Raw genomic sequence first — 14,522 nt, 5'->3', positions numbered from 1 at the left:
GAGACGATGACGATCACGACCGAATCGCCCGCGACCAACGGCCAGGGGGCGGCCGCCCCGACCCGGCTGGTGGTGGTCGGCAACGGCATGGCGGGCGCGCGGGCCCTCGAGGAGATCCTGGCCCGCGGCGGTGAACGGTTCGCCATCACGGTGTTCGGCGACGAGCCGTACGGCAACTACAACCGGATCCTGTTGTCCAACGTGCTCGCCGGGTCCGACGACGCCGGCGAGATCTACCTCAACCCCCTGGACTGGTACGCCGACAATCAGATCGACCTGCGGCCCGGCGTGCGCGTGGTGCGCATCGACCCGTTCGCGCATCTGGTCCACGCCGACGACGGCACCTCGTTGCGGTACGACAAGCTGGTGCTGGCGACGGGAAGCCGGTCGTTCTTCCCGCCGGTCGACGGCATCTGGCGCGACGACAGGACCCTGGCCGCGGGGGTGTTCGGGTTCCGCACGCTCGACGACTGCCAGGCGATGATCGAGTTCGCCGAGGCCCAGCCCGGTTCGCGGGTTCTGGTCATCGGTGGTGGCCTGCTGGGGCTGGAGGCCGCGCGGGGTTTGCAGAGCCGGGGCCTGCGGGCGGGCGTCGTCCAGGGCGGCCCCTCGTTGATGAACGCCCAGCTCGACGACCAGGGCAGCGCCATCCTGCGCCGCTTGGTCGAGCAGCTGGGCATCGAGGTGCACACCGGCAAGAGGACCACCCGGTTGCTCACCGAGGGCGGCCGCCCGTCGGGGATCGAATTCGCCGACGGCAGCGTGCTGCCGTGCGACATGGTGGTGATGGCGGCCGGTATCCGGCCCAACGTCGGGCTCGCGGTGCGCGCCGGCCTCACCGTGGAGCGTGCGATCGTGGTCGACGACCACATGCGCTCCGTCGACGACGACGACATCTACGTGGTCGGGGAGTGCGCGCAGCACCGCGGCCAGGTCTACGGTCTGGTCGCACCCCTGTGGGAGCAGGCGACCGTGCTGGCCGATCACCTCACGGGCGCCAATCCCCGTGCCGCATACCATGGTTCGCGCACCGCGACCAAGCTCAAGGTCGCCGGCGTGGACGTGGCGGCGATGGGGCTCAAGTGCCCCGAGCGGGACGACGACGAGTTCGTGCAGTTCTCCGAGCCCAAGCGGGGCGTGTACAAGACCGTGGTGGTGCGCGACGACAAGCTGGTCGGGGCGACGCTGGTCGGCGACGTCAGCAAGGTCGCCTTCCTGATGCAGGCGTTCGACCGCGGGCTTCCGCTGCCGCCCGAGCGGGTGTCGCTGATGTTCGACATCGGTGGCGCGCCGGACGCGCCCACGGGCGCCGCCGAATTGGCCGACGACGCGCAGGTGTGCAACTGCAACGGCGTCAGCAAGGCCACCATCGTCGGCTGCGTCAAGGGCGGCCAGACCTCGGTCCAGGGGGTGATGTCGGCGACCCGCGCCGGCAAGGGCTGCGGATCCTGCAAGGGGCTGGTGGCCCAGGTCGTCGAGTGGGCCGCCGACGGCGCCGTGTCGCAGGACGCCGGGTCGACGTGGTACGTGCCGAGCCTGCCCTACGAGAAACCCGAGCTGATGAACAAGATCCGGGAGCTCGAATTGCACTCGGTATCATCGGTTTTCGCGGCGCTGGCCCCGGAGGGGCGCGAAGACGCCGGGTCCAAGATGGCGCTCGCCTCGCTGCTGCACATGATGTGGGGCGACGAATTCGTCGACGAGCGCGACGGCCGGTTCATCAACGACCGCGTGCACGCCAACATTCAACGCGACGGCACCTTCTCGGTGGTGCCGCAGCTCAAGGGCGGCGTCACCAACGCCCACCAACTGCGCACCATCGCCGACGTCGCCGACAAGTACGCGATCCCCATGATCAAGCTCACCGGCGGCCAACGCATCGACCTGCTCGGCGTGCGCAAGGAGGACCTGCCGTCGGTGTGGGCCGATCTGGGGATGCCGTCGGGCTACGCCTACGGCAAGAGCTTTCGCACCGTGAAAACCTGTGTGGGCAGCGACTTCTGCCGCTTCGGCGTCGGCGATTCGACGGCCCTGGGCATCGCCATCGAGGAGCGCTTTCAGGGCATCCCCAGCCCGGGCAAGATGAAGCTGGCCGTGACGGGGTGCCCGCGCAATTGCGCGGAGGCGCTGTGCAAGGACGTCGGCGTCGTCGCGATCGAGGGCGGGCAGTGGCAGCTCTACGTCGGCGGCGCGGCGGGCGCGCACGTGCGCAAGGGTGACCTGCTCGCCACGGTCGCCACGCCCGAGGAGGTGATCGCGCTGACGGGCCGGTTCCTGCAGTACTACCGGGAGAACGCCAACTGGCTGGAGCGCACCTACGACTTCGTGCCTCGGGTGGGGATCGAGCGGATCCAGGCGGTCGTGGTCGACGACAGCGACGGCATCGGGGCCGAACTCGACGCGCGCATGCAGAAGTCGATCGACTCCTACCGCGACCCGTGGGCCGAGAGCCGAAAGGCCGCCGAGCCCAACCAGTTCCGCCCGTCGCTGCCGCTGATCCCGTTGCCGCAGGTGCCGGTCCGATGACCGAGATCGCGCTCGGTCCGGTCGACGAGATCCCGCTGGGCGAGGCCCGCGCGTTCGCGGTCGAGGACCGCCAGGTGGCGGTCTTTCGGCTTCGCGACGGTACGCTGCGGGCGCTGGACGCCGTCTGCCCACACCGCGGCGGGCCGCTCGCGGACGGCCTCGCCGACGGCCGGGTCGTCATCTGCCCGCTGCACAGCTACGTCTACGACCTGGCCACCGGCTGCGAGGTCGCCAACGACGGGCCGGCCGTCACCGCCTACGCCGTCCGCGCCGACGACGACGGAACCATCCGCCTGCGGGTCAGGGGACGCGTCAGCGGCGGCGTGGGTTAACGGGGAGTCGATCGGGGTATCGAAGCAAGTGGCTGGCGAATTCGCTTCCGGTCAGCCTGCGTTCGCCGGTTTGTCGCCGCAGCCGTCCCTAGCGCCTGTGGGCCGTCCGATCGGCCTGGGTGGCGAAGGGCGGAACATGCTGGGGCATCTCTACGATCGGGCGCTCGGCGGTCAGCGATGTTGGATCCGGCACGAGGACGGCTCGACGCGGCCGCTGCCCGTGCACCGCTGGCTGGGGGTGCGATGTCCGGATCCGGAATTCGCCCGCAGCGCCGACGACCGATCCGATGACAGATCTGGCGACGCCTCCGACGAAGCGTTCGACGAAGCCGTCACTCAGATGTGCACCGGGCCGACGATCGAATTAGGTTGCGGGCCAGGGCGTTTAGTGGCCCGGCTGATCAGGCGCGGCATACCCGCGCTGGGCATCGATCGGTCGGCGACCGCGATCGCGCTGGCCGGTCGTGGTGGCGCGCCGGTGCTGCTGAGCGACGTCTTTGACCCGCTGCCCGCGATGGGCTTCTGGCAGACGGTCCTGCTGGTGGACGGCAATGTCGGCCTCGGCGGCGACCCCGCCCGCATCCTGGGGCGCGCGGTCGAACTGCTGGCTCGGGGTGGGCGCTGCGTCGCCGAGTTCGACGCCGAGTCGATCGGGATCTGCTCGCGCTGGGTCCGGTTGGAGTCCGCGGACGAGGTCGGGCCGTGGTTTCGCTGGGCCTCGGTCGGCGTCGACAGCGCCGCGACACTGGCCGCCCAGGTCGGGTTGACCCTGGCCGGCATCAGCCTCATCGGTGGCCGCGTGATCGCGTGCCTCGCGGCCTGACCAGCACGCCGCGCAGGGCGGCCCGCAACTAGCCCGCGAGCGAATCCGCTCAGCAAACAAGAACGACGGTCTCATAACGCGGATTTGCGCTGCTCAGCAACGGTCTGGTGGGCAGCGTCTGAAAGTTTCGAGGAACAACGGCGCAAACGTCCGTTTCGCCTCTCGGACCGGGGGTACGCTCGCCTAACACGACGGCAAGGAGGCCGACTATGACATCGTGCGCGAAATGGTTGCTGCGGGCGCGTCCCGCCGACTACGCGCTGGCCTTGAGCGTCGCGGGCGCTTCGCTGCCGGTCGTCGGAAAACACCTCGAGCCGCTGGGCGGCCTCACCGCCATGAGCGTGTGGGGCGCGCGGCACGCGCCCGACCTGCTGTCGGCGCTGGCGCGCGACCGGCGCACGCCGGGCATCGGGGAAACGCGGCGCCGCGACCGCGAAAGCACCCACGACGTCTCCGTCGCGGCCCTGCGGGGCGTGGTGTCGGCCGCCGACCTCGAACTCGACTGGCCCGTCGCGGTCAAGACGCCGCCGATCTGGGACGCGGTGCGGCAGCGCCGCTACCTGTACCGCCGGGCGGTCCACTACGGCGACCACCCGGCGCAGGTGCTCGACGTGTGGCGCCGGCGGGACCTGCCGGCGCAGCCCGCCCCGGTGCTGATCTTCCTGCCGGGCGGCGCGTGGGTGCATGGCAGGTGCATGGGGCAGGGTTCCGCGCTGATGTCGCGCCTGGCCGAGCTGGGCTGGGTCTGCCTGGCGGTCGACTACCGCGTCGCACCGCACCACCGGTGGCCGCGCCACATCATCGACGCCAAGACGGCGATCGCCTGGGCGCGCGCCAACGTCGACAAGTTCGGGGGCGACCGCAATTTCGTTGCCGTCGCCGGATGTTCGGCGGGCGGGCACCTGGCCGCGCTGGCCGGGTTGACCCCCGACGACGAGCAGTACCAGGCGAAGCTGCCGGAGGGCGCCGACACGTCGGTGGACGCCGTCGTCGGCATCTATGGACGCTACGACTGGGAGGACCGCTCCACCCCCGAGCGGGCCCGCTTCGTCGAGTTCCTCGAGCACGTGGTGGTCCGCAAGTCGATCCGCCGGCACCCCGAGATCTTCCGCGACGCGTCGCCGATCGCGCGGGTGCACCGCAACGCGCCGCCCTTCCTGGTGATTCACGGCAGCAAGGACACCGTGATCCCCGTCGCGCAGGCGCGCAGCTTCGTCGACCGGCTGCGGGCGGTGTCGCATTCGATGGTGGGGTATCTGGAGTTGCCCGGCGCGGGCCACGGGTACGACCTGCTCGACGGCGAGCGGGCGGGAGCGGCGGCGCACGCCACCTCGCTGTTCCTCAACCAGGTTTACCGGACCAAGATGCAGATCGGCGCCAAAGAGGTCATCTGAGCAGTCGCCGCTGAGTATGGTCCCTTCTATGGGCAAGGGGCGGCCGCGGTGAAGCGGCTGAGCGGCTGGGATTCGGTGCTGCTGTACAGCGAGACGCCGAACGTGCACATGCACACCATCAAGGTCGCCGTCATCGAGCTCGACGCCGACCGGCAGGGCTTCGCGATCGACGCCTTCCGGCAGGTCATCGGCGGCCGGCTGAACAAGCTCGAACCGTTCTGCTACCAGCTGGTCGAGGTGCCCTACGGCCTGCACCACCCGATGTGGCGGGAGCATTGCGACGTCGACCTCGACTACCACATCCGGCCCTGGCAGCTGCCCGCGCCGGGCGGTCGCCGCGAACTCGACGAGGCCATCGGGCAGATCGCCAGCTCGCCGCTGGACCGCAGCCGCCCGCTGTGGGAGATGTACTTCGTCGAAGGGCTGGCCAACAACCGGATCGCGGTCGTCGGCAAGATCCACCACGCCCTCGCCGACGGTGTGGCCTCGGCCAACCTGATGGCCCGCGGCATGGACCTGCAGCCCGGCCCGCAGGGCGGGCCCTACGTGTCGGACCCGGCCCCTTCCACCCGCCAGCTCATGACGTCGGCCTTCGTCGACCACGTCCGCCACATCGGGCGCATCCCGCACACGATCCGCTACACGGCGCAGGGTCTGGGGCGGGTGCGCCGCAGCTCCCGCAAGCTGTCCCCCGAGCTGACCCGCCCGTTCGAGCCGCCGCCGACGTTCATGAACCACAAGATCACCCCGGACCGGCGGTTCGCGACCGCCACGCTGGCGCTGGCCGACGTCAAGGAGACCGGAAAGCGGCTCGGCGCCACCATCAACGACATGGTGCTCGCCATGTCGGCGGGTGCGCTGCGCACGTTGCAGCTGCGCTACGACGGCCAGGCGCAACCGCTGCTCGCGTCGGTGCCGATGAGCTTCGACTTCTCCCCCGAACGCATCTCGGGCAACCGCTTCACCGGCGTGCTGGTGGGCCTGCCCACCAACGCCGACGACCCGCTGGAGCGGGTGCGGTGCAGCCACGAGAACGCCATCGCCGCCAAGGAAAGCAACCAGCTGATGGGCCCGGAACTGGTCAGCCGGTGGGCGTCCTACATGCCGCCGGCGCCGACGCGGGCCTTCTTCCGGTGGGCGTCCGGGCGCGACGGGCACAACAAGGTCCTCAACCTCAACATCTCCAACGTGCCGGGGCCCCGGGAGCGCGGCCGGGTGGGCGGGGCGTTGGTCACGGAGATCTATTCGGTCGGCCCCCTGACGGCGGGCAGTGGCCTGAACATCACGGTGTGGAGCTACGTCGACCAGATCAACATCTCGGTGCTCTCCGACGGCGCCACCCTCAAGGATCCGCACGAGGTGACCGAGGCCATGGTCGCCGATTTCATCGAAATCCGGCGCAGCGCAGGCCTTTCCGAGGAGCTGACGGTCGTCGAGGCGGCGATGGCCCCGGCCTGACGAACGGCGTGACCCCGCGCGCGGTAAGCGCGATCTCGCGTCCCGTCAATGCCGTTTCCGGGCCTGGTCGGCGGGCGGCTACCATCGCAGCAGCCACCGACACCCGAAGGAGCTGTGCGGCATCGTGAGCACTGGGAGCGAAGAAGCAGGCGAGCCCGAGGTCCTCCTCGAGCAGCGTGACCGGATCCTGATCATCACCATCAACCGGCCGAAGGCCAAGAACGCGGTCAACGCCGCGGTCGCCAACGGCCTCGCCGAGGCGGTCGACCGGCTCGACGGCGACCCCGGCTTGTCGGTGGGCATCCTGACCGGGGCGGGGGGCTCCTTCTGCGCGGGCATGGATCTGAAGGCGTTCGCACGGGGCGAGCTGCCCATCGTCGCCGGCCGCGGCATGGGGTTCACCGAGCGCCCGCCGGACAAGCCGCTGATCGCGGCGGTGGAGGGTTACGCGCTGGCCGGGGGCACCGAGCTCGCCCTGGCCACCGACTTGATCGTGGCGTCGAAGGACTCGGCCTTCGGCATCCCCGAGGTCAAGCGCGGCCTGGTCGCCGGCGGCGGCGGACTGCTGCGGCTGCCACAGCGCATCCCGTCGGCCATCGCCATGGAGCTGGCCTTGACCGGTGAGAACCTCAGCGCCGAGCGCGCGCACGCGCTGGGGATGGTCAACGTCCTGGCGGAGCCGGGCGGGGCGCTGGACGCGGCCATCGCGCTGGCCGACAAGATCGCCGCGAACGGCCCGCTGGCGGTCGCGGCCACCAAGCGCATCATCGTCGAGTCGCGGGGCTGGAGCCCCGACACCATGTTCGCCGAGCAGAACAAGATCCTGACGCCGGTGTTCTCCTCCAACGACGCCAAGGAGGGCGCGATCGCGTTCGCCGAGAAGCGCGCCCCGCAGTGGACGGGAACCTAAGTCACGCCGCCCGCTCGTCCTCGGCGCCGTCCGCGCTGTCCTCGACGGTGACGGGGCCGGCGACCATCGAGGCGGCGTCGGTGGTCGGTAGCGGCGCCAGCCCCGGCTCCGGCGTCAGCAGCAGCGCCGCGCGCGCTTCGAGCACGTCGCCAATGAAGAAGTCGTACAAGACGATTCCGACTACGGCGCCAAGCAGCGGCACGAACACCGGAATCCACCAGTAGTTGGTGGTCTGCCCGTAGTTGCCGGGGAAGGCCAGCTTCCCCCAGCCCGCCAGCCACGCGAACAGCCGCGGGCCGAGTTCGCGCGCCGGGTTGAGCGCATAGCCGGCGTTGGTGCCGTACGAGCAGCCGATCACGGCGATCACGAAACCGATCAGCAGCGGCGCGAGGTTGCCCGACGGCGCCTGGTTGCGATTGTCGATCAACGCGGCGATCAGCACGATGAGGATCGCCGTGCCGACGAGCTGGTCGACGACGGGGCCGAGGTAGCCGCCGTGGAAATACGGGGCGGGCGAGGTCGCGAAGATGCCGTAGGTGTCCATCGCGTCCGCCCGGTTGGCGCCCGCGTCGTGGGCTTCGATCGCGGCGCGGTACACCGCATAGACCGCCGCCGCCGCGCAGAACGCACCCGCGAACTGCGCCACCCAGTACGGGATGACGTTGCGCCAGCTGAACTTTCGCGCCACCGCGAAGGCGAGGGTGACCGCCGGGTTGAAGTGCGCGCCGCTGATGCCGCCGGACACGTAGGCGGCCAGCATCACCGCGAACGCCCACCCGAACACGTTGATCAACCAGTTGTCGGGGCCGAAGGGCACCGACTGCCGGCCCGAGCCGGGCAGCCCCACCACGTTGACGGCGCAGGTCCCCAGGCCAAGCAGCAGCAGCACGAAGGTCCCGAAGAACTCGGCGAGCATGGCGCCGGGCAGGCCCGCGCGCAGCCGGGTCATGTTCATCGGCGTCGGTTAGCCGGGCGCGCGCGGCGGATAAACGTGACGCGCTTCGCGTGCGGCACGCAACGCGGCGAAGGCGCTGGGCAACGGCCGCCGGGCGTGATCTAAACTACAGTCGAGCATGACACTTTTGGCCAGCTTTGTAACGTCGTGATACCGGAGAAGGCCCCAGCGTGAGTATTTCGTTGCTGCTCGAGATGGCCGCGTCGAGCAACCCCGAGCGCGTCGCCCTCGTCTCGGGGGAGCTGCGGCTGACGACGCAGCAGCTCAGCGACCTCGCCGACGGCGGCGCCGCGGTGATCGCCGCATCGAACGCCAAGCACGTGGCCTACGTGGGCACCGGCGGCGCGTTGCTCCCGGTGCTGACCTTCGCGGCGGCGCGCGCCGGAGTGCCCTTCACGCCGCTCAACTACCGTCTGTCCGCCGAGGGCATCGCGGGATTGATCGAGCGGTTGCCCGACCCGCTGGTGATCGTCGATGCCCGCTACCGCGACATGGTCGGCGGCGCGGCCGAGCGGTCGATGACCTCCGACGACTTCCTCGCCGCCGCTCGCGACGGGCAGCCGCCCGACTTCGAACCGGCGTTCGCCGACCCCGACTCCGTGGCGATCGTGCTGTTCACGTCGGGCACCACGTCGCAGCCCAAGGCCGTCGAGCTCTCCCACAACAACCTGACGAGTTACGTCACCGGCACCGTCGAATTCGGCTCGGCCGACGACACCGACGCCGCTCTGATCTGCGTGCCGCCGTACCACATCGCCGGTGTCAGCGCCGCGCTGTCCAACCTGTACGCCGGGCGCACCATGGTTTACCTGCCCACCTTCGACGCCCGGGAATGGGTGCGCCTGATCAAGGCGGAGAACGTGACCACCGCGACCGTGGTGCCCACGATGCTCGACCGCATCGTCACCGCGCTGGAAAGCGGCGACGACGAGTTCCGGCAGTTGCCCTCGCTGCGCAACCTCGCCTACGGCGGCTCGAAGGTGGGCCTGCCGCTGGTGCGCCGCGCCCTCGAACTGCTACCCGCGGTGGGCTTCGTCAACGCCTACGGGCTGACCGAGACCAGCTCCACCATCGCCGTGCTCACCCCCGACGACCACCGCGCGGCGCAGGCGGCGTCCGACGCCGCGGCCGCCCGGCGACTGGGCTCGGTGGGCCGGCCCGTCGGGGGCGTCGAGGTGCAGATCCGCGACTCCGACGGCAACGTGGTGGGTCCCGGCGAGACCGGCGAGCTGTTCGTGCGGGGCGAGCAGGTGTCCGGCCGCTACACCGGCATCGGCTCGGTGCTCGACGACGAGGGCTGGTTCCCCACCCGTGACATCGCCATGCTCGACGAGGACGGCTATCTGTTCATCGGCGGGCGCAGCGACGACACCATCATCCGCGGCGGGGAGAACATCGCCCCGGCCGAGCTGGAAGAGGTGTTGGTCGAGCATCCACACGTGCGCGATGTCGCCGTGGTCGGCGTCGAGGACCCACAGTGGGGTCAGGCGATCGTCGCGGTGGTGGTACCCAAGCCCGGCGCCAACCCCGACCCGGAGGAGTTGCGCGAGCATGTCCGAAAAAGCTTGCGCGGGTCGCGGACTCCGGACCGAGTAGTGTTCCGCGACGAGCTCCCCACGACTCCCACCGGCAAGGTATTGCGCCGGGAGATAATCGAGACGCTAGGACGCGAAGGGCTAACTGCATGATCAAGAACGGAACTCGCCTCGCCAGCCAAGTCTGTGACACGCAGGTGATCGTCGTCAGGAGCGCCGACAGCCTCGACGACCTGCGCTGCGGCGGGGTGCCGATGGTGCCGATCGGCGGCGAGCGGTCAGGCGACCTCGACCCGAACTTCTCGGAGGGCACCGTGATGGGCAAGCGCTACGTCGATGAGACCGGCGCCGAGGTGCTGGTGACCAAGCCGGGCGCCGGCAGCCTGAGCGTCGGCCAGACCGCGCTGCACCTCAAAGAGGTCAAGCCGCTGCCGGCCAGCGACTAGAACGGCTCAGTTCGTGCCGCCGGCGAACGGCTTGCCGGGAATGCCGTTGCGCACCACGAACTCTCGCGCCTTGATCAAGAATTCCAGCTGCTCGCCGACCTGATGTAGCGGCTCCGCGGTCTGGGTCGAGCGGGACAGCACGATGGCGCCCTCGAGCGCCGCGATCGACGTCACGGCCAGCGAGGCGGCGTCGGCCTCGCCGAAGCCGTCGTTGATGAACGCCCGCGTCAACGAGGTGCACCAGCTTCCCAGGATGGCGCTCGCCTCGACGGACAGTTGCGGGTCGGCGTCGTCCGAGCCGATCGCGGCGGCCACCACCGGACAGCCGGCGTTGAAGCCGCCGTCGCGCAGCAGCCGTTCCCAGAAGTCGACGAACTCGCTGAGCAGGACCCGCGCGCCGCGCTCGGCCGCGGCGTCGATGACGGCGGTGATCGAGTCGCCGGAATAACGCAGCGCCTCGGTCAGGATCTGGTTGCGGCCGTCCGGAAAGTGGTAGTAAACCGACCCGCGGGGCGCGCCGCTGCGGGCGAGCACGGCGTCGATCGTGACCCCCGCGGCCCCGCGCTCACGCATCACCTCGGCGGCGCTGGCCAACATCTTCTCGCGGGTCCCGCCGCGCTTGGAGCGGCTCTCCGGTCGGGTGGCCGCACTGGCGGTGGGCACCGGCGTACCTCCTGCGGCCGGCGTCACGCGGCGTGGGATTGCCGCAGTGTCGGCCAGTGCATGTTGCGCGGATGGAAGCGGAAAGACCTCCGACGCAGGTCGGGCATCTCGCGCGTGTAGTGATAGCCGGCGACGTTGACTTCGATGATCCACATGGTGTTCTCCCGGCCGAAATACTGCGGTCATACGCTGAAACGCGGACGACCCCGCAAAGATGTGATTATGCTTAGAATCATATAAGACAGCCGTCAAGTAGACAATCTTCGCGGCCGGATGTGACGCAGACCTCACGAAAACGCGTTGACGAATACCCGATCGCCGCCTCCATCACTGGCCCTGGGTGGCCGCGATTATGCTTTTTCCCATAATTAGGGGGCTGAGGCGCCCGGGGCGGACGTCAGAGCCGTCGCAATTTCTGTAGCACCCGCAGGAACGGCCCGGCGGCGGCCAGGCCGCGCCGCAAGCTCGGCTGCAGCACGCTGACGTGACAGAGCACCGGGTATTGCGCACCGTGATCGCGCCACTCGGCGGCCTGGTCGACGACGTCCTCAGGGGTGCCGCTGAGGATGCACTCCCTCATCAGGGACAGGGGTACGTGCGCCGTAGAGGAGATGGCAGTGTGCTCGTCGAGCGTCTGCGGAACAAGGTCCTGTGCGCCGGAGAAGTCGCTGCCCAGCGGGTGGCTGGCGCCGTGGCGCGCCCAGATGTCGGCGGAGACGTTGAGCGCGAACACTTTCATGACGTCCGAGCTCAGCGCCTCGTCCACCTGGTCGCGGTCGGTGCCGGTGACGACGAACTTGAAGCAGGCCGCCGTGATCGACATCGGGTCACGCCCGGCGTCGGATGCCGCCTCCCGGACCTGCTCGAGCCCGGCCGCGTAGTCCTTCGGCCGCATGATGAAACCGGGGAACCAGGCGTCGGCGTAGCGCCCGGTGGCGCGCAGCATCCGCGGCCCGTGTGACGCGACCCAAATCTCCGGCCACGTGCCGCGGTAGGGCGGCAGGTCGAAGACGGCGTTGTGCAACGGAAAAAAGGGCGAGTCGCGGGTGACCAATTCGCCGCCGGAGTCCCACAGCGCCCGGATGGTCGCCATGGCCTCCTCGAACCGGGCCACGGGTTTGGACCAGTCCACCCCGTAGGGTTCGTTGCCCTCGCGCTCGCCGGTGCCGATGCCGAGGATGGCGCGCCCGCGGGTCAGCAGGTGCAGCGTCGCCGCGGCCTGCGCGGTGACCGCCGGGTTGCGCCGGCCGGTATCGGTGACGCCGGTGCCCAGCCGCAGGCGCCCCAGCCGGTTCCGCGCGGCGAGATGGCCGAGCACCGTCCACGGCTCGAGCAGCGCGTCCGGTTTGGGCGCGAGCCGCGCCGCCCCCACGTACTTCGGTGTCATCACCGAGCGCGGGAACAGGCTGTTGAGGTGATCGGGCACCCAGAACGAGTCCAGCCGGGCCGCTGCGGCGGTCAGATACCCAGCGCGCAGCAACGCCATCGGCGAGAGGCGGTTGTGCAGCGGCAAATCGGCCAGTCCGACCTTGAGCATGGCACCGGTCCTTCCGCGGCGGGCGCGCCCCGGAGGGCGGGTGGGGCGCTGACCTCGTGTTGAGCCCGGATCGGGCACACGACCAATAAATCAGGAACCGGCTCGGATGAATTCATTCAAACGGATGAGGTTTGGGGTTAGGCTGCACTGGTCGATTGCTGGAGGCGCGCCATGCTGGACCGCAGCTAACCCTGGACGGCCGATGGACACGATCGAGGACTTCTCGCGGATCGCGGCGGCCATCCACAGCTCGGCGGTGAACCCGGACAATTGGACCGCGGCGCTCGGGGACATTCGGCACCTGCTCGACGGGCATGCCTGCGCCCTGACGGTGTCGGACGGCGCGAACACGGCCATCCGGAACGGCAACGTGGTCTCGGAGGCGCAGGCCGCGTACAGCTCGTACTACTACAAGCTCGACTACGTGCTCAAGGCCGTCGAGCGTGGCCCGGTCGGGGTGGTTCGGGACGGGCGTCCATTGATGGCCCTGCAGGCGCGCTCTGAATTCGACGTGGACTTCATGCGCCCCCACGAGGTGACCGAAGGCCTGTTCGTGCGGCTGACCACCGGCCGCGCGCCGACCTGCCTGCTGATCGCCGGGCCACGGCCCCCGGACAAGTTCACGGGATTGGTCAGCGCGCTGGTTCCGCATCTGCAGCAGGCGTTGCGCACGCAGGCGCACCTGGACGAGCTACGCGATCGCGGCGACGGCCTGCGGGACGCGGCGCACGCGCTGCGCCACGGATTCGTCGTCGTCGCGCCCGGCCCGCGGATAGTGCACACCAACGCCGCCGCCGACGAGATCCTGCGGACCGGCGACGGCCTGCGGACTCACGCCGGCCGCGTCGAGGCCGTCAACCCGCACATCGACGCTCAACTGCAGCGCAGCGTCCACGCCGCGACGGGCCCCGTCGAGACCGCCCGCCGCGCCGATTCGCTGACGTGCCCCCGGCGGTCGGGGCGTCGCCCGTATCGCGTCGACATCGTGCCGCTCGGGTCCGCGACGCTGAGCCCCGCGTCCGGCCGCGCCATGATCGTCATCGTCGACCCCGAAGACCAGGTCGAGCCGCCGGCCGCCTTGCTGCGGCGGGCGTACGCCCTCACCGAAGCGGAGGCCGCCGTCGCCCTGCTGGCGCTCGAGGGCCACGGCGTCAAGCACATCTCGGAAAAGCTGTCGCTGTCGCTGGCCACGGTGAAGACGCACCTGCAACACGTCTTCGACAAGACCGGCACCCATCGCCAGGCCGAGCTGGTCCGGCTGTTGCTGGCGATGCGGTCGGTATGTCGGTGAGCTACCGCGGGGTCAGTCGGTGGTGTAACCCATCGGCATCAGCACGCTCTTTTGCTGGGTGAAGTGCTCGACGCCCTCGGGGCCGTTCTCGCGGCCGATGCCGGAATTCTTGTAACCACCGAAGGGACAGCACGGGTCGAACGCGTACCAGTTGATCGCGTAGGTCCCGGTGCGGATCTTCTCCGACACCTCGATACCGCGGGGAATGTCGGTGGTCCACACGCTGCCGGCGAGCCCGTACGCCGAGTCGTTGGCGATCTTGATCGCGTCTTCCTCGGTGTCGTAGGCAATGATGCTCAGCACCGGGCCGAAGATCTCCTCCTGGGCGATCGTCATGGAGTTGTCGACGTCGGCGAACACCGTGGGCTGCACGAAGAATCCGGAGTCCAAGCCCTCGGGGCGGCCGCCGCCGCACACCAGGCGGGCGCCCTCCTCGATGCCCTTGGCGATGTAACCCTCGACGCGGGCGCGCTACGACGAAATCGTGGACGCCGTCGGCAATTTCGTGCAGATGCTGCCGGTCGGCAAGCCGGACGACCCGGCCGCGCAGATCGGCTCGCTGATCTCGGAGAAGCAGCGCGCCCGCGTCGAGGGTTACATCGCCAAGGGCATCGAGGAGGGCGCCCGCCTGGTGTGCGGCGGCGGCCGCCCC

At 69.9% G+C, this 14,522-nt stretch carries 13 protein-coding genes and 2 pseudogenes; 10 read left to right on the top strand and 5 right to left on the bottom strand.

The annotated features are described in order from the left end of the window. Nucleotides 1–6 precede the first annotated feature (6 nt). The 6 genes from nirB to A5700_RS08580 all read left to right on the top strand — a co-directional run bounded on the left by nirB (nucleotide 7) and on the right by A5700_RS08580 (nucleotide 7,443). Nucleotides 7–2,526, top strand: coding sequence for a nitrite reductase large subunit NirB (gene nirB / locus A5700_RS08605; RefSeq protein WP_068068791.1), 2,520 nt, complete (start codon nucleotides 7–9; stop codon nucleotides 2,524–2,526). Next, nucleotides 2,523–2,858: a Rieske 2Fe-2S domain-containing protein gene (locus A5700_RS08600; protein ID WP_068068788.1), complete on the top strand. Its 336-nt coding sequence runs from the start codon at nucleotides 2,523–2,525 to the stop codon at nucleotides 2,856–2,858. The genes nirB and A5700_RS08600 overlap by 4 nt, the downstream gene beginning before the upstream one ends. Before the next feature lie 136 nt (nucleotides 2,859–2,994). Beyond that, nucleotides 2,995–3,681, top strand: coding sequence for an SAM-dependent methyltransferase (locus A5700_RS08595; protein ID WP_068068785.1), 687 nt, complete (start codon nucleotides 2,995–2,997; stop codon nucleotides 3,679–3,681). A 209-nt stretch (nucleotides 3,682–3,890) separates the two neighbouring features. Continuing rightward, the gene (locus A5700_RS08590) at nucleotides 3,891–5,075 is read left to right on the top strand and encodes an alpha/beta hydrolase (protein WP_068068782.1); all 1,185 of its coding nucleotides are present in this window, start codon (nucleotides 3,891–3,893) and stop codon (nucleotides 5,073–5,075) included. Between the two features lie 48 nt (nucleotides 5,076–5,123). Continuing rightward, nucleotides 5,124–6,533, top strand: a complete 1,410-nt coding sequence (locus A5700_RS08585) for a wax ester/triacylglycerol synthase family O-acyltransferase (protein ID WP_068068779.1) — start codon at nucleotides 5,124–5,126, stop codon at nucleotides 6,531–6,533. A 124-nt stretch (nucleotides 6,534–6,657) separates the two neighbouring features. Further along, nucleotides 6,658–7,443 carry a crotonase/enoyl-CoA hydratase family protein gene (locus tag A5700_RS08580; protein ID WP_068068776.1) on the top strand — a complete coding sequence of 262 codons (786 nt, stop codon included), beginning with the start codon at nucleotides 6,658–6,660 and terminating at the stop codon, nucleotides 7,441–7,443. A 1-nt stretch (nucleotide 7,444) separates the two neighbouring features. On the opposite strand, the gene A5700_RS08575 is transcribed toward A5700_RS08580, so the two are convergent. Beyond that, nucleotides 7,445–8,398, bottom strand: coding sequence for an MIP/aquaporin family protein (locus A5700_RS08575; protein ID WP_068068773.1), 954 nt, complete (start codon nucleotides 8,396–8,398; stop codon nucleotides 7,445–7,447). A 170-nt stretch (nucleotides 8,399–8,568) separates the two neighbouring features. Here A5700_RS08575 and A5700_RS08570 point away from each other — a divergent pair, with 170 nt between their 5' ends. Continuing rightward, nucleotides 8,569–10,086: a class I adenylate-forming enzyme family protein gene (locus tag A5700_RS08570; protein ID WP_068068770.1), complete on the top strand. Its 1,518-nt coding sequence runs from the start codon at nucleotides 8,569–8,571 to the stop codon at nucleotides 10,084–10,086. Then, complete coding sequence (locus A5700_RS08565; protein WP_068068767.1) at nucleotides 10,083–10,379, top strand: hypothetical protein; 297 nt, start codon at nucleotides 10,083–10,085, stop codon at nucleotides 10,377–10,379. The genes A5700_RS08570 and A5700_RS08565 overlap by 4 nt, the downstream gene beginning before the upstream one ends. 6 nt (nucleotides 10,380–10,385) lie before the next feature. On the opposite strand, the gene A5700_RS08560 is transcribed toward A5700_RS08565, so the two are convergent. The 3 genes from A5700_RS08560 to A5700_RS08555 all read right to left on the bottom strand — a co-directional run bounded on the left by A5700_RS08560 (nucleotide 10,386) and on the right by A5700_RS08555 (nucleotide 12,579). Further along, nucleotides 10,386–10,976, bottom strand: coding sequence for a TetR/AcrR family transcriptional regulator (locus A5700_RS08560; protein WP_068068833.1), 591 nt, complete (start codon nucleotides 10,974–10,976; stop codon nucleotides 10,386–10,388). 89 nt (nucleotides 10,977–11,065) lie between these two features. Next, nucleotides 11,066–11,197 (bottom strand): hypothetical protein, encoded by a 132-nt coding sequence (locus tag A5700_RS27215; protein ID WP_255377903.1) that lies wholly within the window; start codon nucleotides 11,195–11,197, stop codon nucleotides 11,066–11,068. A gap of 242 nt (nucleotides 11,198–11,439) precedes the next feature. Next, the gene (locus A5700_RS08555; RefSeq protein ID WP_068068763.1) at nucleotides 11,440–12,579 is read right to left on the bottom strand and encodes an LLM class flavin-dependent oxidoreductase; all 1,140 of its coding nucleotides are present in this window, start codon (nucleotides 12,577–12,579) and stop codon (nucleotides 11,440–11,442) included. A gap of 202 nt (nucleotides 12,580–12,781) precedes the next feature. On the opposite strand from A5700_RS08555, the gene A5700_RS08550 reads away from it, so the two are divergent. After that, on the top strand, nucleotides 12,782–13,870 hold the full coding sequence (locus A5700_RS08550; RefSeq protein WP_068068760.1) for a LuxR C-terminal-related transcriptional regulator: 1,089 nt from the start codon (nucleotides 12,782–12,784) through the stop codon (nucleotides 13,868–13,870). Between the two features lie 12 nt (nucleotides 13,871–13,882). On the opposite strand, the pseudogene A5700_RS08545 reads toward A5700_RS08550, so the two are convergent. Continuing rightward, nucleotides 13,883–14,341: pseudogene (locus A5700_RS08545) on the bottom strand (aldehyde dehydrogenase family protein); the annotation flags it as partial. On the opposite strand from A5700_RS08545, the pseudogene A5700_RS25250 reads away from it, so the two are divergent. Further along, a pseudogene (locus A5700_RS25250) lies at nucleotides 14,334–14,522 on the top strand (aldehyde dehydrogenase family protein); the annotation flags it as partial. The pseudogenes A5700_RS08545 and A5700_RS25250 overlap by 8 nt on opposite strands.

It is taken from the genome of Mycobacterium sp. E1214 (genome assembly GCF_001666755.1).
GTDB lineage: Bacteria > Actinomycetota > Actinomycetes > Mycobacteriales > Mycobacteriaceae > Mycobacterium.
Note: the sequence above shows the minus strand (reverse complement) of the source record. Positions and strands in the feature narration are given on the sequence as shown.